Source organism: Pseudomonadota bacterium (genome assembly GCA_027620075.1).
Taxonomy (GTDB): domain Bacteria; phylum Pseudomonadota; class Alphaproteobacteria; order Rickettsiales; family UBA6187; genus 1-14-0-20-39-49.
The window spans coordinates 104030-125361 of record JAQCEY010000002.1; the positions used below are offsets into that span (position 1 = coordinate 104030).

At 40.2% G+C, this 21332-nt stretch carries 16 protein-coding genes; 9 read left to right on the top strand and 7 right to left on the bottom strand.

The genetic code is table 11. The features are described 5' to 3' along the window. Positions 1-35 precede the first annotated feature (35 nt). From bioB to O2942_03685, 5 genes are all read right to left on the bottom strand, one after another. A complete protein-coding gene (gene bioB, locus O2942_03665) occupies positions 36-1037 on the bottom strand; it encodes a biotin synthase BioB (GenBank protein MDA0781344.1) in 1002 nt (333 codons plus the stop codon). A 69-nt stretch (positions 1038-1106) separates the two neighbouring features. Beyond that, positions 1107-2126 carry a tRNA (adenosine(37)-N6)-threonylcarbamoyltransferase complex transferase subunit TsaD gene (gene tsaD / locus O2942_03670; GenBank protein ID MDA0781345.1) on the bottom strand — a complete coding sequence of 340 codons (1020 nt, stop codon included), beginning with the start codon at positions 2124-2126 and terminating at the stop codon, positions 1107-1109. Positions 2127-2256: 130 nt separating this feature from the next. Continuing rightward, positions 2257-3126 carry a prepilin-type N-terminal cleavage/methylation domain-containing protein gene (locus tag O2942_03675; GenBank protein ID MDA0781346.1) on the bottom strand — a complete coding sequence of 290 codons (870 nt, stop codon included), beginning with the start codon at positions 3124-3126 and terminating at the stop codon, positions 2257-2259. A 52-nt stretch (positions 3127-3178) separates the two neighbouring features. Continuing rightward, complete coding sequence (locus O2942_03680) at positions 3179-3955, bottom strand: prepilin-type N-terminal cleavage/methylation domain-containing protein (GenBank protein ID MDA0781347.1); 777 nt, start codon at positions 3953-3955, stop codon at positions 3179-3181. 260 nt (positions 3956-4215) lie between these two features. Beyond that, entirely contained in the window at positions 4216-5418 is a 1203-nt protein-coding gene (locus tag O2942_03685; protein MDA0781348.1) for a pyridoxal phosphate-dependent aminotransferase, read from the bottom strand. Between the two features lie 144 nt (positions 5419-5562). On the opposite strand from O2942_03685, the gene O2942_03690 reads away from it, so the two are divergent. The 4 genes from O2942_03690 to ubiG all read left to right on the top strand — a co-directional run bounded on the left by O2942_03690 (position 5563) and on the right by ubiG (position 9038). Then, positions 5563-6636 (top strand): methyltransferase domain-containing protein, encoded by a 1074-nt coding sequence (locus O2942_03690; GenBank protein ID MDA0781349.1) that lies wholly within the window; start codon positions 5563-5565, stop codon positions 6634-6636. Positions 6637-6853: 217 nt separating this feature from the next. After that, positions 6854-7747: an AAA family ATPase gene (locus O2942_03695; protein MDA0781350.1), complete on the top strand. Its 894-nt coding sequence runs from the start codon at positions 6854-6856 to the stop codon at positions 7745-7747. Then, positions 7748-8230: a DnaJ domain-containing protein gene (locus O2942_03700; GenBank protein MDA0781351.1), complete on the top strand. Its 483-nt coding sequence runs from the start codon at positions 7748-7750 to the stop codon at positions 8228-8230. It begins immediately after the preceding gene. Between the two features lie 85 nt (positions 8231-8315). Continuing rightward, positions 8316-9038: a bifunctional 2-polyprenyl-6-hydroxyphenol methylase/3-demethylubiquinol 3-O-methyltransferase UbiG gene (gene ubiG, locus O2942_03705; GenBank protein MDA0781352.1), complete on the top strand. Its 723-nt coding sequence runs from the start codon at positions 8316-8318 to the stop codon at positions 9036-9038. A 281-nt stretch (positions 9039-9319) separates the two neighbouring features. Here ubiG and O2942_03710 read toward each other — a convergent pair whose 3' ends face one another. Beyond that, entirely contained in the window at positions 9320-14161 is a 4842-nt protein-coding gene (locus O2942_03710) for an NAD-glutamate dehydrogenase (protein MDA0781353.1), read from the bottom strand. Positions 14162-14444: 283 nt separating this feature from the next. On the opposite strand from O2942_03710, the gene mnmE reads away from it, so the two are divergent. Further along, a complete protein-coding gene (gene mnmE / locus O2942_03715; GenBank protein ID MDA0781354.1) occupies positions 14445-15776 on the top strand; it encodes a tRNA uridine-5-carboxymethylaminomethyl(34) synthesis GTPase MnmE in 1332 nt (443 codons plus the stop codon). Positions 15777-15785: 9 nt separating this feature from the next. On the opposite strand, the gene O2942_03720 is transcribed toward mnmE, so the two are convergent. Continuing rightward, positions 15786-16568: a hypothetical protein gene (locus O2942_03720; protein MDA0781355.1), complete on the bottom strand. Its 783-nt coding sequence runs from the start codon at positions 16566-16568 to the stop codon at positions 15786-15788. A gap of 258 nt (positions 16569-16826) precedes the next feature. On the opposite strand from O2942_03720, the gene mnmG reads away from it, so the two are divergent. The 4 genes from mnmG (at position 16827) to O2942_03740 (ending at position 21276) form a co-directional block, all read left to right on the top strand. Further along, complete coding sequence (gene mnmG, locus O2942_03725; protein MDA0781356.1) at positions 16827-18686, top strand: tRNA uridine-5-carboxymethylaminomethyl(34) synthesis enzyme MnmG; 1860 nt, start codon at positions 16827-16829, stop codon at positions 18684-18686. 110 nt (positions 18687-18796) lie between these two features. Further along, complete coding sequence (gene rsmG / locus O2942_03730) at positions 18797-19426, top strand: 16S rRNA (guanine(527)-N(7))-methyltransferase RsmG (protein ID MDA0781357.1); 630 nt, start codon at positions 18797-18799, stop codon at positions 19424-19426. Positions 19427-19437: 11 nt separating this feature from the next. After that, complete coding sequence (locus tag O2942_03735) at positions 19438-20241, top strand: AAA family ATPase (GenBank protein MDA0781358.1); 804 nt, start codon at positions 19438-19440, stop codon at positions 20239-20241. 57 nt (positions 20242-20298) lie between these two features. Further along, complete coding sequence (locus tag O2942_03740; GenBank protein MDA0781359.1) at positions 20299-21276, top strand: ParB/RepB/Spo0J family partition protein; 978 nt, start codon at positions 20299-20301, stop codon at positions 21274-21276. The last annotated feature ends 56 nt before the right edge of the window (positions 21277-21332 follow it).

Consider the following 21332-nt stretch of genomic DNA (forward strand, 5'->3'; position numbering starts at 1 on the left):
CTTTTGTATTTGTTTATAATCGGAACTTTTTAAAGCTATCTTACTGCGGATTCCTTAATATTTTGTTTACAAATCCCTTCAATTTCAATTCCTAAGCGGTTAAATAGCTTTTTATCCTCATTTTCTTTGGGGTTTGGAGTCGTAAGTAGTTTTTCGCCGTAGAAAATTGAATTTGCTCCTGCCAAAAAGCACAAAGCCTGCATTTGGTCGTTCATGCTCTCACGTCCTGCCGACAGCCTAACATATGACTTAGGCATCATTATACGGGCAACGGCGATTGTTCTTACAAAATCAAAAGGGTCTATATCGGCTTCCAGTTCAAGCGGTGTACCTTCAATTTTGACCAGCATATTAATAGGCACTGACTCAGGGTGTTCAGGCAGGTTCGCAAGGGTTGACAGCATTTTTACCCTGTCTTGCAATGTTTCGCCCATACCCACAATGCCGCCGCAGCAGGTTTTAAGCCCGACCTCATTTATATTTTTCAGCGTTTCCAGCCTGTCCGAGAAGTTACGGGTGCTGATTATCTTTGAATAATATTCCTCGGACGTGTCTATATTATGGTTATAATAATCAAGTCCGGCTTCTTTGAGGCGGCTTAGCTGCTCTTTTTTAACCATGCCTAGTGTTACACATGTTTCAAGCCCCAGAGATTTTACCTCGGATATCATTTCTTCCACTTTAGGCAAGTCCCTGTCATTGAGGTTCCGCCATGCGGCTCCCATACAAAAGCGTGATGCTCCCGCATCTTTTGCTTTTTGAGCTTCCCCTTTTACTTTTGCTACATCAATCAGAGGTTCTTTCTTTAATCCGGTATCATAATGAGCAGACTGCGGGCAGTATTTGCAGTCTTCGGGGCATGCCCCCGTTTTTATACTAAGCAGGGTGCTTACCTGTACTTCGTTAGGGTTGAAGTTTTCACGATGTACGGACGCAGCTTTGAACACAAGGTCATTAAACGGCAATGCGAACAAAGCTTCCACTTCCTGATTTTTCCAGTTATGGCGTATGTTATTTTTTAAATGCTCAACATTCATAGTCATATATAATTTTATGTTTTTGCCCTTTATAGACATAATTGACCGAATTTGTAAGCAATTTATTTACTATCCTGACAAAGACCAACGTGCTTTTGGCACAAAGTCTATATCATCGACCAATCCGGCTTTCATTCGTTCAATGCCTGCCCATGCTATCATAGCCCCGTTGTCGGTACAAAGTCCGATAGGAGGGCTGTGTCGTGTATATCCTTTTTGTTCGGTAATTTCATCTATTGTGTTGTTGATATATTTATTTGCAGCAACTCCCCCTGCGATAACAAGACGTTTTGCGTCAGGGTATAACTCTTCATAAATTTCAATGGCATTTTTGAGCCTGTCTTTAATTATGTCACCCACGCATTTTTGAAATGATGCACAAATATCATTTATATCTTTTTCGGTTATATTTTCCAGTTTATCAACCTCACGTTTTACTGCCGTTTTTAGCCCCGAAAATGAAAAGTCGCAGCCTGCCCTTCCCTTTAATGAGCGGGGAAAGTTAAACCTGTTCTCATCACCTTCTAAAGCTCTTTTTTCAACGACAGGCCCTCCCGGATAGCCGAGTTTTAGCATTTTAGCGACCTTGTCGAAAGCTTCGCCCAAGGCATCATCTATCGTACCGCCTAATTTTTTGTATTTATTTACCCCTTCAACGCTTAGGAACTGGCAATGTCCGCCTGAAACCAGCAATAGCAGGAACGGAAATTCAACATCTTCGGTAAGTCTTACCGTAAGAGCGTGTCCTTCCAAGTGGTTTACTGCGATTATAGGTATATCGGCGGCAGAGGCTATACCCTTTGCCACCATTACTCCGACTATAACCCCCCCTATCAATCCGGGACCTGCGGTAACCGCTATTGCGTCCAGTTCGCTATAGCTGTTTATTCCTGCATCAGCCATGCTTTTTGTTATAAGGGTGTCAATCGCCTCAATATGTGCTCTGGCGGCTATCTCAGGAACCACACCGCCATAGTCGGCATGTTCTTTTACCTGTGATAGTATCCGGTGTGAAAGGATATCTTTTTTATCCGTAACTATTGCCACAGCGGTTTCATCGCAACTTGTTTCTATTCCTAATATTATCAAGGCAGTGTTTCCCGATTATTTTTGTTGTTACTTACATAAAGTGCAAGGAGGTGAATTTCAAGTGTAATAAAAAAAACCCCTCAATTAAGAGGGGCTTTCTTTATTACCGAGAAGAGTTAGAGTAAGTAATCTAGAATGTTTCCATTTTAATCATCATGTTACAAAGCGGAGCTGTTGCAGTAAATTGATATTCGTCAGGATTCGGAGTTGTATTTTGACAAGCAGTTGCCAAAACTCCTGCGTTTGTAAAGTCTGCACCTGCTTGCTCATCCGGATCCGGAGTTGCATCGGCCTGACCGTTTACAGCCACTACGTTACCGGCACTTGGAACGCCATCGTCAATTTTGCTGTCAATGTCATAAGCATCTAAAGGTACGAAAGGCTCTCCCGTATCAAAGAAGTCATCGTCCTGACTTCCAACGACACCGGTTATGAAATAGTTATCCGTTCCGTCATTGAAAACGCTCCAGCCAAATCCTGTTGTTTTCATTGCAGGTATGCTATTACCCACGCCGTCATTTATAGTACCTGTTCCGGTAGTGCTTGAAAATCCGTCAAATACACCTTTTACAAGCTCTTTACCCGGAGTGGTAAGTTGTGACCAAAAGCATGATATTTCACCGTTATGAAGTGTTACGGCACCACCGTTATTGTCCCCTATCAACCCGTTTCCGTCGCCAAGGTTCGCTTCACCGTCACATCCGGTTGCAGCGGCATCGGCACCTGTTATATTACAGTTTGTCGGGTTAGGTCCGTCACCGTCACAAAGCCCGAATTTGTCTGTGTCCGTATCACCCGGTATTCCGTTATATTTTCCTAAGAATGTGTTAACGGCAACCTGAAATTCCTGATGTTGACGTACCGTTGCACGAAGTTCGGCGGCTTTAATTAAATCCTGTCCTACCAAAACACCGCTCACAATAAGACCTATGATTACTAGTACTATGGCTAGCTCTACCAAGGTAAAGCCTTTTTGGGATTTTCTAGATTTATATGTCATTTTTCTTCTCCGTTTTAATTCTACTAATGTTATTTTAACCATAATTAGTTAATTATAGATTAAATCTTAGTCTTAGGGTGCATACAACAAGATCGTTCTGAGTGTTATACGTTACGGCGTTGTTATTTGCGGCTCCTGTTACACATGCGGTAGCGTTGCCGGCAGTAGCGTTATAAACAGCTGCTGTTTCTGCGTTTGTAGCGTTACCTGCCCTTGCATGAACAACACCTCTTCTTGGCTGACCGTCATCAATTTTGTCGTCAATGTTCTGAGCGTCAAGCGGGTTTAGAACGTCAGTTGTAAGATAAACTCCGGAAGCACCGCCTGTAACTCCTAACATAAAATAGTTTGATGAACCGTCACTGAAAACACCCCAGAACTGACCTACTTTTGTGCTTGGCAATGTAGCTGAGGCGGTAGCGGCAGTCACTGCTGCACCGTCATATGACCCCGGTATCAAGGCCGCTCCCGTAGAGCCGAGATGATTCCAAAACTGAACGTTCTCCCCCAAGTCGGATGCAGGAGTTGCTGTTGTAGCTATTGTAAGGTCGGTAGATGCCCCTAATAATGTGTCCCCGTCGCCGTTACCGACGAAACCGAAATCAGTCTCCGCCCTTACATCGCCCGGAAGACCGTTATATTTACCGCGGAATGTACCGACTGCGGCGTTAAAAGATTCATATTGCGTCACAACCGCCCGAAGTTCTGCACCTCTGACCAGATCCTGACCGACTAATACACTTGAAATTATCAATCCTATTATCACCAGTACTATTGAAAGTTCCACAAGAGTAAAACCGTTTTGTTTTTTTTGTAATTTCTTACTCATATTTTATCTCCGTAATTTTTATGCCAAAAAGCACTTAAAGTAAAATTCACGTAATAATAAATGTAATTATGCAATTTATACCAATACAACTTTAATATATAATATAGTACAACCATACGCTTACCATTTTGGGAAAAAATTACAAAATAAGCAGGTGATTTTGTAAGAAACTACAAAATGAGTAATGAATATCTGACTCTTGAGAACGTGTATTTTAGCGGTAATCCTGTACAAAAAGCGTTACCGCTGTCGTTAAAACGCTACCTTAATTTGTTGCACGCTTCTTTTATGCGTCCGCAGGCATTTTTCAAGGCTTCGTCCGATGTGGCGTAAGAAATTCTGAAGAATCCTTCCAGTCCGAATGCCGATCCGGGTACTACGGCAACCAATGCTTCTTCAAGCAAGTATGTAGCAAATTCGGTATCATTGTTGATTTTATTCCCCGATGGAGCAATTTTGCCGATTAATTCCTTGCACTCGGGAAACACGTAGAAAGCACCCTCGGGCGTATTGCATTTAATGCCGTCAATGTCATTTAGTGCGGCAACAACCATATCACGGCGTTTTTTAAAGGTTTCCGCACGTTCCTTCAGATAGGACTGATCACCGTTTAAGGCTTCAACCGCTGCTGCCTGACTTATGGAACAAGGATTTGAGGTGCTTTGCGACTGCATCTTGGAAATAGCTTTTATCAATTCTTCCGAGCCGCCCGCATAGCCTATCCTCCAGCCTGTCATTGAGTATGCTTTTGAGACCCCGTTTATTGTAAGGGTTCTTTCGAAAAGTTTAGGCTCTACTTGTGCAGGCGTTACGAATTTAAAACCGTCATATACGATATGCTCATAAATATCATCTGCCATGATATATAGGTTAGGGTGTTCAAGCAGTACTTGGGTAATAGCCTTCATTTCATCGTAGTTATATGCTGCTCCCGTAGGGTTGCTGGGAGAATTAAGGATTATCCATTTTGTTTTCGGTGTAATGACCCTGCTTAACTGTTCCGGCTTCAGCTTGAAATTATTTTCTGCAGGACATCCGATAAATACCGGATCTCCGCCTGCGATAGCTACCATGTCAGGATATGATACCCAATATGGTGCCGGGATTATGACTTCATCTCCATCGTTTAGGGTAGACATCAGGGCGTTATAAATTACGTGCTTTGCACCTGAACCGACCGTTATCTGTGAAGGAGTATAGTGCAGATCGTTTTCACGTTTGAATTTCTCGCAAATTGCCTGTTTTAGCTGAGGTGTTCCGTCTACTGCCGTATATTTTGTATCTCCGCTTCTTATAGCGTTTATTGCTGTTTCTTTAACATTATCTGCCGTATCGAAATCTGGTTCACCCGCTCCCAGTCCTATAACATCCTTTCCGGCGGCTTTAAGTTCACGGGCTTTTGTAGTTACCGCTATAGTTGCTGATGGCTTAATTCTTGAAAGACGTTTTGCTATTAGGGACATTATTAATCACCGTTCATATAAAATTAATTAATTTCGATTGTTTTCATATACAGAAAGATTTAACGTAATACAATAACAAATATTTGAAAAAAAGTGCTAATTAAAGTAATATAGATATAGTTAATACAAATCAAAAATTTTATTATGGTATTATTCAGAAAAAAAAAGAAGCAAAAAACAAAAGCTTCTGTCGGCGGTTTCTTCAAGGACAAGTTTATCGGTGATTTTGATCTTTCAGATGCGGGTGTTAGAACTGTTTCATTTATAAAAAAGAAGGTTTCGGACGGAATTCAGGGAATTTATGATTCAAGGGACAAGTTAAAGGATATTCCGGGGACGAATTACAAACTCGGTCTGTACCACATGCAGCAGGGCAATTTTTATGATGCCATATTCCGTTTCGGCATAGTCTGCCGTTTTGCACCCGATAATATCGATGCTCATTATAATCTTGCACGTTGCTACATGTTCAGAGGAGCAAACAAGGAGGCTAAAAAGAAGCTTGAGCATGTATTGAAAAAAATACCCGACCATGTTGAGGCTAAATATCTTTTGAAAAAGATAGATTCACCGAAAACCGTAGAGTTTATTCCCGAAAGTCTTATAAAAGAAACTATTGATATAAGAGCTGATTTTTACCGTCAGGATTATATTGATAACGGCTATTCGGGGTCTAAGGCTCTAGTTAATGAGGTTTTCAGGAACGTTAATGACAAGAACCCTAATTATGATGTGCTTGACCTTGGTTGCGGCACGGGCGTTTGCGGTTTTATATTGAAAAAAAGGTCTTTGGCGAGGCGTATTGTAGGTGTTGATTTGTCAAAGATAATGATAGAGACATGCAGGGGAAAAAGGGTTGAAAGCGAGCCTGTATATGATGAGTTGCATGAGGCCGAGATATCAAAATATCTGCAATCGGAGCAATCAAAATATAATCTTGTGCTGTCTGATCTGGCAACGGACTTTATAGGCAAACTTGACGGTTATGCGGTTTCTATAAAGCGTGTTTTGGTAGATGGCGGTTGTTATGCCGCCGTAGTCAGATGGGAAGATGAGTTGAAGGAAGGATATAAGCTTAACTCTGATTATGAGGATTTTAGCTATTCAAAAAAATACTTTGTAGATAACTTCGCAAAAGCCGGGCTAAAACTTACAGGTTCCAAGGAAATTGATATGGTGGGTGACGAGAAGGCCGAAATATTAATATTTAAGTCTTAAGTTAACAATTTGACTTCGTAATATAACGTTCTGTTATAAAATCATTATATGGTAGTTCATATAAAAGATATTCACAACATATATGTGTGATATTAATATTTAAGCTTGAACGAAAAGCGTTTTTGTGCGAAACTTCTTGTAATAACCATAGTGTTTTAAACATAGTCTATCTCGTATCTAAAAGGAATATCAACCCCAAAGGCAAGGAGTGCTTATTATGTCAGGAAATAGAAAACCACATATAATAGTTTTGGGGAACGAGAAAGGCGGGGCAGGTAAAACTACCACCTCTATGCACGTCATATCAAGTTTGCTATATGACGGATATGCCGTTTCAAGCATTGATCTTGATTCCAGACAGCGTTCTTTATCTAATTATCTGGAAAACAGAAAGAAATATACACAAACCCATCAGGTTGAATTGCCGTCCCCTTCGCATTATATAATAAATAACAGCAGGCTTGATTCGCAGGTTGAAGGTAATCTTGATGAGCAAAAGAGGTTTGAAGAGTGTTTGAAGCGTGCATCGCTTAGTAGTGATTTTATCGTTGTGGATTCTCCCGGTAACGACACATATCTTTCAAGGCTTGCCCATTCATATGCCGATACCATAGTTACCCCGATAAATGATAGTTTTGTCGACCTTAACGTTTTAGCGAAGGTTAATGAGGACGATTTGAGGGTTGACCGTCACGGCGTGTATTCGGAGATGGTTTGGGAAGCTAAAATTTACAGGGCTCAACGTGATAAGGGCGAGATAGACTGGGTTGTGCTGCGTAACCGTCTTACTAATATTGATGCTAAGAATAAAAGGAAGGTGGCGGAAGCTTTGAATAATTTCTCCAAGAGGGTGCGTTGCAGGCTTGCAGAAGGTTTTTCCGAGCGTGTGATATACAGGGAGCTATTCTTGCAGGGATTGACGCTTCTTGACCTTGCTAGTGATAAGGTAGAATTTGATATGAAGATGTCGCATGTGGCGGCTCGTCAGGAATTGAGGAAATTCATGGATTTTTTGCAGTTGGAAAAAAAGTTTGAAGCGGCTGCTGTAAATACACAGATTCCTTCGGTAGTCGCGACACCAACCCAGAACAGGGAAACGATAGCGGCATAGATGGCTTACATTGCTTTAATAGTTGCCGTAATCTGGGGTATTCTTATACTGCTTAAGCTTTATTCAAAAGCTGATCCGGTCTTAATCAAGAAGATATATAAGGCAGTAAATCTTGTTATCGGGGTATATTTTGTTTACCTGCTTTTAAGGGCGGGCTTGCCTTATATTGCGGCGATGCTTGGTGGTGCTATGGCTCTTGCCCCGCATTTTAGGAAGATAATCGGACTATTATATACTTTTAAAATGGTCAAGGGGCTTTTCAAAGAAACCAAGACCGGAACCCCTAGTCCCGATAATAAAAACATTAAGATGACTAAACGGCAGGCATGCGAGATACTAGGCGTTGAAGAAAATGCCTCTAAAAAAGAAATAGAGGACGCATACAAGCGCCTTATGAAGAAAAACCACCCTGACACAGGCGGTTCAAAATATTTCGCCACAGAGCTTAATAAGGCGAAAGAAGTCTTATTGAAAGATAAGTAGTATTTTATCATTCGGCAGCTTGACCTGAGAATCTTTTTTATATACACACGGTCGATGTAGGTGCGTGAAATATTTTGAGAAGCAAATGACAAAATCCAAAAGCATTGATGACAATGAAATAGCCAAGTTTTCCGCAATGGCGGACGAGTGGTGGGACTTAAACGGCAAGTTCAAGCCGCTGCATAAATTCAACCCTGTGCGGATAGAATATATACGTGATAATGTTTTATCGCATTTTGACAAACAGGATTTCAAGGGGCTAAAGTTTCTTGATATAGGTTGCGGCGGCGGCTTGCTTTCCGAGCCTATGGCAAGGCTTGGAGCTGACGTTACCTCAATAGATGCGGCTGAAAAGAATATAAAGATAGCCTCCTTGCACGCCGAGCAATCGGGTTTGAAAATAGATTATCAATGCACGAGTGCCGAAGAGCTTGCTAAAAAAGGTGGCAAATTCGATGTAGTTTTGAACATGGAAGTTATTGAGCATGTGGCGGATATCGGCTCTTTTGTGCAGGCATCGGCGGATTTATTAAAGCCGGAAGGTCTGATGTTCGTAGCAACTTTAAACCGTACTTTAAAATCATACGCTCTTGCCATAGTTGGAGCGGAGTATATTTTGCGATGGCTGCCTAAAGGAACGCATGACTGGAAAAAATTCTTAAAACCATCTGAAATTGATGAGCTTGCTAGCGATAACGGGCTAAAGTTAAAGGAAATACAAGGCGTATCATATAACCCTTTGACAGATAAATGGAAGCTGTCGGACGATGTGGATGTTAATTATATGATGTTATTCGGGAAACAATAGGTGTTAAGATACTATTTTTGTTGAAACACCCCTACATCTTCCTAACTGTTAGGTGGGGGGCGATACATGCAGGTATAACAAACACTTGCGAGTTTCTGCCCCTCACAAAAACACTTTCGTGTTTTTAACTCTCCCTCAAGGGGAGAGTAGTTCTTTGACTTTTACAACGGATTCTATAGTAAATTTTAATTTATATATATTTTGTCATGCCGAACTTGTTTCGGCATCTAAAGTGCGGCAAAAGTAGAACCTGAAATAAATGCTTCGATGACAAAACATATCTAAATAGCCGATATTTCCTTTATCTTACGAATGGCAATAATTATCATTGAAATATCAGGATCTTCGCTTGCTTTAAGATCGGAAATGAACGAGTCGTAACGAGATATCATTTTCGTGTTTTTTTCCTTCCAGATTTCAATGGCGTTTGAACAGATATTATCCTTACATAAATGTTTTACCGCTTCTAAAGTCAGCCTTCTTTGTTGTAAATAAATATCATCAACAAGACTTTGGTAAGACATTTTTTCCCAATAGTTATCGGAGGGAAGTTTGCCGAGCATCCTTACTATCAAGCCAAGGTTCAGGTTAGCTCCAAGCTCAAAATATAACTTACCGGCAACACTTAACGGCAATTTGGCATTGCTTGCCACCTGAACGATGTCACAGGCAGAACGCAACACGTTTAAAATTGCCACCTTATGAGCCAAATCATCATCGATACCCATTTCTTTGAAACGGTTAAAACGCATTTCATAAACCTCGGTTACGGACTTTGGCAGAACTTTAATCAGATTTTCCGATATTTCCTTAACACCGGGTGCAAAATCTTTTACCAGTTTTGATACCTGCAATGGCTGAGGACAGTTCCTCAAAAACCAGAATGTCGAACTTTCAACTAAATTCTGTACTTCCATAAACAATATCTGCTGGTTTTCCACTCCTGCCTTTTTAGCGACGGAGATATTATCCCATAGCTCACGCAACCCGAAAACGTCCCTTGCTATAGTATAAGACCTTGCGATATCGCAATAAGGCACGCCCGTATCTTCCTGAATATGGTAGAACAAGGCGCTGCCCATACGGTTTAAAATACTGTTGGTAACGGAAGTTGCGATAATCTCCCGTATAAGCGGATGGCTTTCGATTTCTTTTTTATATTTAACCTGAAGATTATCAGGAAAATATTTTATCAAATCGTCGCTGTAATATTCCTCATCGGGTATATTGCTGTTTAGAAGATTATCATACAGGACTATCTTGCTATATGCCAGTATCACACTTAGTTCCGGACGTGTAAACCCGGCTCCTTCAGCGTGCCTACGGGCAATATCCTCAGGTGCGGGCAAATATTCTATATTACGGTCAAGATGTCCGTTCTTCTCTAAAAACGACATCATTCTGCCCAGTATTTCAAGGATACCGCTGCCCTGCTGCTGTGCTATAGTAATAGCCTGAGTTTGCAGGTTGTTATCACGCAACACAAGCTGTGCGACATTCTCCGTCATCGATTCTAATAATTTATCCCGATTCGGCATATTAAGGCTGCCGTCTTCAACGGCTTTACCAAGCACTATCTTGATATTAACTTCATGGTCGGAACAATCTACGCCGGCGGAGTTATCTATCGCATCGGTATTTATTCGCCCTCCTTTTTGGGCATATTCTATACGCCCTAACTGGGTAAATCCGAGATTACCCCCCTCACCTACTACTTTTGCCCTTATTTCGGAGCCGTTGATACGCAACACGTCATTAGCCTTATCGCCCACATCATCATGGCTTTCGAATTTTGATTTGACATATGTACCTATTCCGCCGTTCCATATAAGCCCCACAGGAGCTTTTAGCATATATTTTATAAGCTCGTCAGGAGTTACTTTATCGGAATTTATCTCAAGCAGTTTTTTTATTTCAGGGCTTAAAACGATACTCTTGTCACTTCTTTGGAAAACGCCGCCGCCTTTTGATATTAATTGCGAGTTATAATCAGCCCATGACGACCTCGGCATCTTAAATAACCTTTCACGCTCCTTATAGCTTTCTGCCGCATTCGGGTTGGGGTCAAGGAATATATGCAAATGGTTAAATGCACCCACAAGCTTGATATGTTTAGAGCATAACATACCGTTACCGAATACGTCTCCTCCCATATCACCGATACCGATAACACTAAAGTCATCTTTGTCCACATCAACGCCCATCTCATAGAAATGGCGTGCAACAGATACCCACGCTCCTTTTGCGGTAATTCCCATTTTCTTATGGTCATATCCGGCCGAACCGCCTGATGCGAAAGCGTCTTTTAACCAGAAACCGTATTCTTCAGATATGGAGTTGGCTATATCCGAGAACGTAGCCGTACCTTTATCGGCGGCTACCACCAGATAAGCATCGTCACCGTCATGCCTGACAACATTCTTCGGATGTTTTATCTTACCGCCGACCATATTGTCGGTCAAATCCAACAACCCCCTTAAGAACGTCTTATAGCATTCTACACCTTCTTTTAGCAGAGCTTCCCTGCCGCCTTCGACAGGAGCTTTCTTAACCACGAAACCACCTTTAGAACCCACAGGTATAATAACGGAGTTTTTGGTCATCTGTGCTTTCATCAATCCCAATACCTCGGTACGGAAATCCTCGAGCCTGTCAGACCATCTCAAGCCGCCTCTGGCAACCTTACCGCCCCTTAGGTGAACACCTTCAACCCTTGTTGAATATACGAATATCTCGGCATAAGGGCGTGGTTTAGGCAACCATGAAATTTCCGAGGAAATGAATTTAAATGAAATATAATCCTTATAGTTACCCTTTGTGTCTTTTTGGTAGTAATTGGTTCTCTTGGTAGCGTTTATTAACTCTACCAACCCTCTTATTACCCTGTCTTCAGACAGATTCGATACCTTGCTCAGGATAGAATCTATTTCAACCGTCACATCGGCAGAGGCTTTTTCCCTGTCACCTTTAAAATCAGGATCAAAACGTATATTGAACAACTCAACAAGAAGCTTTGTCAAAGAATGATGGTTACATAAGGCATTTTGTATATATTCAAGGCTGTAAGCAAAACATGATTGCTGCAAATAGCGGCAATAGGCACGAATCATCTTAACATCACGCCATTTTAAATTAGCAAATAATATCAGCTTATTAAGGTTATCATTATGAACCTGTTCAAACCATATTTTATTTACGGCATCTTCAAAATTATTTTTTATTTCTTTTAATTTCGGCTTCGTGATTCCGCTTACAATAAATCTGAATCTGTGTATCCATATATTGCCGCATTCATTATCGGGAGTCACAAGGTATGTATGCTCATCTAGCGTGGAAAGACCCATATTTTCCAATATAGGCATTACCCTTGAAAGCCTGACCTGCTCGTTTAACGTATATATCTTGAACTCAAATATTTCCTCGGTACTTTCACCCGATTCATAAATATCAAAAGTAACATGCTTTTTATCTATTACCTTTTCAATCTGTAAAATATCATAATAGGCATCTTCTACCGAGAATCTGTTGCGGTAGCTAAGAGAAAAGGCTTTTCTATATTTTTCATATATTTCCTCGCCGTCTTCCTCATCGAATTTTTTATAAATATAGTCTTGCAGGTCGTCTACCCAGTTTCTTGCGGCAGCGGCTACCATAGACTCGATTTCTCTCTCGTCATAGTCCGGTACATTGCCCGGCTCGGTCTTAACGATAAATTGTAGCCTTGCCATATGTGACTCGGTAACCTGCGTATAGTGGTTCGATATCGTTCCGTTTAATTCGGTCTTTAGTATTTTCTCTATTTTTTTTCGTAAATTGGTGTTCATTCTGTCTTTTGGTATAAACACCAGACAACTGATAAACCGTTCAAATTCATCTTTCCTGAAGAACACCCGTACTTTCGGCTGGATATTAAGCATTACTATGCCCATTGCCGAATCGAACAAATGCTCTTCGGAGCTTTGCAGCAACTCATCTCTTGGAAAATCCTCCAAAATGGCGGAAAGAGCCTTACCGCTATGTCCGCCGTCGGAAAATCCGGATTTTTTATGGATAGACTCAAGCTTTTTCCTTATCAGAGGAACATTCCGGACGCTTTGATAATAGACTTTTGATGTAAACAGACCTAAGAACCTGTGTTCACCGATAACATTTCCCTGTTCATCGAGCTTCTTTATACCGATATAATCCATATGCACGGGTCTGTGGACTAACGATTTTCTGTTTGCCTTGGTTATTTCTAACAAGGTCTGTTCTTTTCCCAAAAGAGGGTTGGTCTTAATTTCTTTGCAGTTACGAGGGGTGAGGGAAGGGTCTCCGAGTTTTAAAATACCCAATTTAGAACCTTCTGTTATCGTCGCTTCCTTACCCGAAGATTTTTCATAATACACATAACCCAAAAACACAAAGTTATTATTCTTTAGCCAGTCAAGAAACTCTTTGATTTCCTGAGCGTTATCAAGAACCTGCTTTTTGCCGGAATCTTTCAGGGAATGTACCAGCAAATCCGCCGAAACGCCTATTTCAGTAATTACATGGTTGACTTTTCTTAATATATCGTCCCAGTCGGTAACCGCCACCTTCACATGCTTAAAAACCGTTTGAAGCTCTTTTTCAAGGTTTGCCGCCTGTTTATCCGAAAGCTTCATTACCTGCATCTGTATAACCGATTCTAAAGCACCGCCTGACGATGTATTAGCGGAAACGGATTGTAAAATGCCCTTGTCGTCACGCACAGCCTTGATAACGGGGTGGAACAGGTCAACTATTTTTATTTCATGCCTGTTTACTTCTTCAGTGAAAGAATCCACAAGGAAGGGTATGTCATCATTTAATATTTCGATATATGTAAACTTACTTTCCCAGCCGTCGTTTTTCAGGGTAGGGTTATAAACCCTTAACTTACATCCGCTACGTGGTTTTTCTTCAATAAACTTAAAAACACCGATTGCCGAAAGGCAACGTTTTTTTATTTCCCGTTTTTTTAGCTCTTCGGCAGAAGTGAACTTATATAGCTCTTTGATAAAGTCCATCAGCCCTTTATCCAGAAGCTTTTTCGAATTTTTACTAGCTTCGGCAGCGATTGAATCAATTACTTTTAATGTAGTTTTTAATTCTGCATTCATATTTGTAAAACCTTATTGACGCACAATTTTCATAAATTTTTAACCGTTATACACCTTTATTTGGACATTGTGTATAAAAAAATCCGGATAAATAGTAATAAAATCATTAAACATGTGTTGCTAACTAAACATAGTTTTTGTACTTTATATCAAATTTTTTTTAATAGCTTCATCAAGCCGAACTTATTTTGTGCATCTACTCCGAGATAAAAAAGATACTGAATAAATTCGCCTATGACGAAAACTATGCTTAGTTAGCAATGTCCACGAACGAGAAACCAAGATGCAAACAATATTTGCCTGTGCAACAGCTCCTATAAAATCAGGGGTAGCGATAATAAGGGTGTCGGGTTCAAATTCCCTGAATATATTAAAATCCTTAACGGGGCAGGGGGCAATCCCTGCCGGAACGGCATTACTTAGAAAAATAAAAAATCCCGGAACTGACGAAATAATAGACGAGGCAATTATATTATATTTTGCCGCCCCTAAAAGTTTTACAGGCGAAGATGTTGTTGAATTCCACATACACGGCAGCAGAGCCGTTATATCCGAAATGCTGGAAATATTATCAACATTTAAAGATACAAGGCTTGCAGAACCCGGAGAGTTTTCCAAGCGGGCATTCGATAACGGCAAAATGGATTTAACCGAAGCCGAGGGGCTTGCCGACCTGATAGACGCTGAAACAAAAGCACAGGCAAGGCAAGCCATGCGTCAAAAACAGGGGGTTTTAGGAAGCCTGTATGACGGCTGGAGGAGCGAACTTATTTCCATACTGGCAAATATAGAGGCTTACATAGATTTTCCCGACGAACCCATACCTGACGACACGGTTGCCAAGGTAGTTGAACAGGTGATGGGGCTAAAGTCATCAATCGCAAAACACCTTAACGACAACCGACGTGGGGAAAAATTACGCAGCGGTATAAATGCCGTTATAGCAGGCGCTCCCAATACGGGAAAATCATCTCTTATCAACTATTTATCCAAGCGTGACGTTGCTATTGTATCTGAAATAGCAGGTACTACCCGTGACAGCATCGAAGTTCACCTAGATCTTGGCGGCTATCCCTTAACAATTATTGATACGGCGGGGCTTCGTAAAAATGCCGATACAATAGAGGCTCAGGGAATTAAAATTGCGTTACAAAAAGCACAAGACGCTGACATCAACATATTGTTATTTGATGCAAATCAATTACCTGATATTGATAAAAACACACTAAGTCTTGTAAATGAAAATTCTATAATTGTAATTAACAAGATTGACCTAAAAGATAATATTACCATTCCTGATATTTTAGAAAAACATTCACCGATTCTAATCTCTACTAAAGAACAGATAGGGTTAGATAAGCTACTTTTAAGATTGGAGGAAAAAACTAAAGACCAACTCGACATATCATCGGATCCCGTTATAACCAGACAACGGCATCGCTCACTTTTAATAGAAACAAATATTTCTTTAGATAATTTCAGTCTTGATGATGAATTGGAGATTGCCTCTGAAAATCTAAGACAGGCGGCTGTATCGCTAGGAAAAATAACGGGTCACATTAATATTGAGGAAATCCTCGATAGTATTTTCAGTAATTTTTGTATCGGCAAGTAACAACAATATCTAGTCGGGAATTTTAAAAACCCTTAGCAAGCCTTCTCCCGAAGACTTTCTATAACTCAGTCCTCCTCGATCAATGTATGAATATGCAAAATACCCAGAGCCAAAGGCGATTTTAGGGTCATCGTAATTATCAAAATAACGTGAAAAAACTTTTTGCCCATCGCTGGTTCTTATTAAATATATAGCAGATATTTTTGAAGAGGTTCTATATTTGCCATCTATAGATACGGCTATATATTTACCACTTGGATCGGCGGCAACTAATCCAAGTCTATAATTCTTTTCTATATCGTGTTGCCCTTGTCCGAAAGGAAAATGCCACTTTACATAATCGCCAGAATTTCCTATGTAATCAACATTCCAAGATACAAAGGATGATGGGTATTGGGGATATTTTATAATGTTGTTGCCCGATTTCTTGGAAGAAGGCAGTTTCATTTTTCCTTCTTTTAATTTACACCCCTTCAAATCAAACTTTGAACTTACATCATTATCTATGTTCACTAATAATAAATTATCTTTTTCATAAGAAAAATCTTCAGGTTTGTTAAACCAATTTATGCTGACTCCCCTGTAAACACAGATTTCCTCCCAGTCTAGGCTTATATCTTCCAATTTGTGTGTTTGTATAGCCCCTAGAGCTTCTTGCATTTGCTTATATTCTTCCGACCCCGGTTTAGACATAACACGAAATAGCTCACTTAAATCATGTGAAAAAGACTGCCCTATACACAAAAAATAAAAAATTGTTGTTGTGAGTATTACTTTATACTTTTTTCTCATTCTTAACCTAGCGTATTTTATATTGCAAACGCAAAACCACATGGCTTGCCGTGGATGAAGTAATCCTAAATCCAACGAGATTTAGGCAAGCTATGCTTGTAATAGACTGATACCACGGGGCTTGCCCCGTGGAGGTTCACATAATAAGGTTAATAGTAACATGATTGTACAAACATATCAATTGCCAGCTTGTACATTTTTTGTTATAGTGCCGCAAATTGTTTCACGTGAATCAATTTCTAAAAACACGGTATAAAAATGAATAATTTTGATGTAATTGTTATAGGTGCGGGACATGCGGGCATTGAAGCGGCTACCGCATCAGCTAGGGTAGGGGCAGAAACCCTTTTAATAACACTTAAAGAAGATAATTTGGGCGAAATGTCATGTAATCCGGCAATCGGCGGTGTGGCAAAGGGAACAATAGTACGTGAAATAGATGCACTTGACGGAATAATGGGACGTGCTATAGACAAAGCAGGTATTCATTACAGAATGCTAAATGCCAGTAAGGGGCCGGCAGTTTGGGGACCTAGAGCTCAGGCTGATAGAAAGTTATATAAAAAAGCCGTTAGCGAAATATTAAAGGACTATGAAAATCTAACTATAAAATATTCATCTGTAGAAGATATCATAGTCGAAGATAATGTTGTAAAGGGTATAATTACAGAAGATAGTCAAATCATAAAATGTTCTAAAGTTATTCTAACAACAGGAACATTCTTACGTGGCCTTATTCATATCGGGGAAAAAACTATTGAAGCGGGCAGGGTAGATGAAAAGCCGTCGATAGGTTTATCGGATACTTTATGCAGATTGAATTTTAATATGGGACGTTTAAAGACGGGAACGCCACCACGTCTTGACGGCAAAACCATAAAATGGGATTTAGCGGAAAAACAATCCGGCGATGAAGTGCCGACCCCGTTTTCATATATGAATGACAAGGTGGAAGTTCCACAAATAAGTTGTTATATAACCAAAACCACTCCAGAAACTAAAAAAATCATTGAGGCAAATGTTCACCGTTCGCCGATGTATTCAGGAAAAATTGAAAGTACAGGTCCTAGATATTGTCCTTCTATAGAAGATAAAATAGTTCGCTTTTCCCATAAAGAAACTCACCAAATTTTTCTTGAGCCTGAGGGGCTTGATGATGATACCGTTTATCCGAACGGCATATCAACTTCATTACCGGAAGATGTACAGCTTGCTATATTAAAATCAATGCCGGCATTAGAAGATGCCGTCATGCTCCGTCCGGGATATGCGATTGAATATGATTATGTTGATCCACGTGAATTATATCCGACATTAGAGACAAAAAAAGTAAGCGGATTATATCTGGCAGGGCAGATAAACGGAACAACAGGATATGAAGAAGCCGGAGGGCAGGGGATAGTATCGGGTATAAACGCCGCTTTGCAAGCACTCGGTAATAATGAAAATTTCATATTAGACAGAGCGGATGCTTACATAGGCGTAATGATAGATGACCTGATTAACCTCGGAACTTCAGAGCCTTACAGAATGTTTACGTCAAGAGCGGAGTATCGATTATCAATTAGGGCGGATAATGCCGACCAGCGTTTAACCCCGATAGGAATAAAATTCGGAGCAGTTAAAGCTTGCCGACAAGAAGCATTTGAAAATAAAATAAATGAAATTAATACACAGCGTGAAAAATTGAATTCGCATAAGGTTAGCCCCACAAAGGCTAAACAATTCGGAATTAGCATTAATCAAGACGGTGTAAAACGTTCTGCCTTTGAACTTTTGCGTTATCCTGATATCAAATTTGAAGACGTAGCAAAAATCTGGCCCGACCTTAACGAAATGAACAAAGGTGTTCTACAGCAGCTTGAGATTGAAGCTTTATATTCATCATATCTTGCTAAACAGCAAGCGGATATTTTAGATTTCAAAAGGAACGAAAATATTAAAATACCTTCTGGCTTTAATTATGATTCGGAGATGATTAGCCTTCCTAACGAAGCCAGAATAAAATTCAAGCAAAACAAGCCCTTAACCATTGGCGCGGCAGGCAGAATACCCGGCATAACACCGGCTGCCGTAACGGCATTAATGGTTGCTATACGGCAAAATAAGGTTGCTTAATGTAAAAATAAGGGTTTATAATTTTGAAAGCCTTTTCACGTGAAACACTTTGACAAAGTGTTATTCTGCATTTAAGAAAAACAATCTGCAACCAATAAATTTTAGAAAATATGGAAGATAAAAACTATCTTGAACGGTGTTATAAGGAACTGCTTGAAATTACAGAAGTTTCACGTGAAACGTTCGAAAAATGTGTTGATTACATAAATTTGCTTCTAAAGTGGAACAAAAAGATAAATCTTGTCAGCAAAAAACATGAAAATTTTGAAGATATCTGGGAAAGGCATTTTATTGACTCGGCTCAGTTGTTAAAATACATTCCACGTGAAACAAAAATAATAACCGATTTTGGAAGCGGGGGAGGATTTCCCGGAATTGTAATCGCTATATTAGGAAATTACCAATTACATCTAATAGAAAGCGATATAAGAAAATGTGCTTTTTTAAATGAAGCCGCACGGCTTGTCAAAAAAGATATACAAGTCCACAACAAACGCATTGAAAATATTAATAGCTGGCAAAGCGACGTTTTGACAGCCAGAGCCTTGGCATCCGTCGATAAATTGTTAAATCTGACAAAAGATTTCCACGGGAAAAGTAAAATATGTCTTTTCTTAAAGGGGCAAAATGTAGTAGAAGAACTTAAAGAGGCACAGGCTAATTGGAGCTTTGATTATAATATGCACCATAGTCACTCAAGTTCCGACGGTCGTATTCTTGAAATAACGAACCTTAAGTAATAGGATATGTTATGCAAACCACTGAAAATACTACAAAAGTTATTGCTATTGCAAACCAGAAGGGTGGCGTAGGAAAGACTACAACTACGGTTAATCTGGCAACCGCTTTGGCAGCATCGGGAAAGAAAGTCTTATTGATAGACCTAGACCCTCAAGGAAATGCCAGCACCGGTTTCGGTGTCAAGAGGGGGGAGCGTAAGGGCGATATATACGATGTAATCTGTGACAAAATCGACATTAAAGATGCTATTGCTAAAACTGAAATTCCCGACTTAAGTTTATTATATTCGACCGTTAACCTATCGGCTGCCGAAATAGAACTGGTAAGCGTCGTAGGCAGGGAGTTTGTTTTAAAAGACAAGCTGGCTGAAATTAACGGAATGTTTGACTATGTTTTGATAGATTGTCCGCCGTCACTAGGTCTGCTGACCATAAATGCACTGGTTTCCTCCGGCTCTGTTTTGATACCTTTGCAATGTGAGTTCTATGCTTTGGAGGGGTTAAGCCACTTATTAAAAACTATCGACAAAGTAAAAAAACACCTGAACAAAGAACTAAAAATACACGGGATATTATTAACTATGCAGGATAAGCGTAACAACCTTTCTCAGCAGGTTGAAACCGATGTAAGGGGCTATTTGGGCGACAGTGTTTTTAAAACGGTCATACCTAGAAATATTAGGGTATCTGAGGCTCCGTCACATGGAAAGCCGGCAATTTTATATGATTATAAATGCTCAGGCTCTATGGCATATATACATTTGGCAAAAGAAATGCTCCAACGAGAAAAGTTAGCAAAAGCAGTTCCGGCATAATTTAGTTTCACGTGAAACTTGGTGTAGGTGATATTAAAAAAATAGGATAAAAAAAAGATGAAAAAATCTAAAAGTGCATTAGGAATGGGACTATCGGCATTATTTTCTGAGGAAGATACTGCCGTTATAGACAGCGAATCAACAGGTCAAAGGGCGGTAGTGCAAACATCTGAAGACCTGTCGGAGGAGGATAATCCTAATGACAGAATGAGAGCCAGACTGCTTGACGTTAATATGCTGGTTCCGGGAAAGTTCCAGCCACGCGGATATTTCGATGAAGAAAAGCTAAACGAGTTAGTAAGATCGATAAAAGAAAACGGTGTTATACAGCCGATTTTAGTTCGTACAGAGGATACCGAAGGGCGTTACCAGATTATAGCAGGTGAGCGTAGATGGAGGGCTTGTAAGCAGGCGGGCTTGGAAAGAATACCGGCGGTTATCAAGGAGTTATCGGACAGAGAAGCTCTGGAGGTGGCATTAGTAGAAAACATTCAAAGACAAAGTCTAACGGCTATTGAAGAAGCGGAAGGTTATAAAAAGCTACTGGAAGAATTCGGATATACTCAGGAAAAACTAGCTTCAAATTTAGGCAAAAGCCGTAGCCACATATCTAACATGCTGCGACTATTAAATCTTCCCGATGAAATAAAAGATTTCATAAATACAGGTGCTTTGTCTATGGGGCATGCAAGGGCTTTAGTAAACGCACAGAACCCTATAGAGTTGGCGTACAAGATTATAGAAGAGGGTTTGAGCGTTAGGGAAACCGAAAAATATGCCGCCGGAAGTGGAAAAAGGGGAGGCAGAGCAAATGCTGCTCCCGTTAAACCGAAATTAGAGCCTTCCGTACAAAATACCCCTTCTTCTAACGCTCCTGTCGGAGAAAAAGACCCCGATCTGATAATTATTGAAAACTCCCTTTCCAATAGTATGGGTATGAAAGTTACCATTGACGATACGGAGGAGGGTGGAAAAGTAACATTGTATTTCAATAATCTATCCGAATTGGACAAAATCTTACAAAAGTTAGGGTAATGAAATATAGCTTAATTGCTCCCCCCTCTGCTTTACGCAAGACACTAAAAGTTGAA

What these genes read in the sequence shown, in the direction of transcription:
- bioB (MDA0781344.1), bottom strand. Translation starts at nt 1,037, where the DNA reads ATGAATGTTGAGCATTTAAAAAATAACATACGCCATAACTGGAAAAAT.
- O2942_03675 (MDA0781346.1), bottom strand. Translation starts at nt 3,126, where the DNA reads ATGACATATAAATCTAGAAAATCCCAAAAAGGCTTTACCTTGGTAGAG.
- O2942_03680 (MDA0781347.1), bottom strand. Translation starts at nt 3,955, where the DNA reads ATGAGTAAGAAATTACAAAAAAAACAAAACGGTTTTACTCTTGTGGAA.
- O2942_03685 (MDA0781348.1), bottom strand. Translation starts at nt 5,418, where the DNA reads ATGTCCCTAATAGCAAAACGTCTTTCAAGAATTAAGCCATCAGCAACT.
- O2942_03690 (MDA0781349.1), top strand. Translation starts at nt 5,563, where the DNA reads ATGGTATTATTCAGAAAAAAAAAGAAGCAAAAAACAAAAGCTTCTGTC.
- O2942_03695 (MDA0781350.1), top strand. Translation starts at nt 6,854, where the DNA reads ATGTCAGGAAATAGAAAACCACATATAATAGTTTTGGGGAACGAGAAA.
- O2942_03700 (MDA0781351.1), top strand. Translation starts at nt 7,748, where the DNA reads ATGGCTTACATTGCTTTAATAGTTGCCGTAATCTGGGGTATTCTTATA.
- ubiG (MDA0781352.1), top strand. Translation starts at nt 8,316, where the DNA reads ATGACAAAATCCAAAAGCATTGATGACAATGAAATAGCCAAGTTTTCC.
- O2942_03710 (MDA0781353.1), bottom strand. Translation starts at nt 14,161, where the DNA reads ATGAATGCAGAATTAAAAACTACATTAAAAGTAATTGATTCAATCGCT.
- mnmE (MDA0781354.1), top strand. Translation starts at nt 14,445, where the DNA reads ATGCAAACAATATTTGCCTGTGCAACAGCTCCTATAAAATCAGGGGTA.
- O2942_03720 (MDA0781355.1), bottom strand. Translation starts at nt 16,568, where the DNA reads ATGAGAAAAAAGTATAAAGTAATACTCACAACAACAATTTTTTATTTT.
- mnmG (MDA0781356.1), top strand. Translation starts at nt 16,827, where the DNA reads ATGAATAATTTTGATGTAATTGTTATAGGTGCGGGACATGCGGGCATT.
- rsmG (MDA0781357.1), top strand. Translation starts at nt 18,797, where the DNA reads ATGGAAGATAAAAACTATCTTGAACGGTGTTATAAGGAACTGCTTGAA.
- O2942_03735 (MDA0781358.1), top strand. Translation starts at nt 19,438, where the DNA reads ATGCAAACCACTGAAAATACTACAAAAGTTATTGCTATTGCAAACCAG.
- O2942_03740 (MDA0781359.1), top strand. Translation starts at nt 20,299, where the DNA reads ATGAAAAAATCTAAAAGTGCATTAGGAATGGGACTATCGGCATTATTT.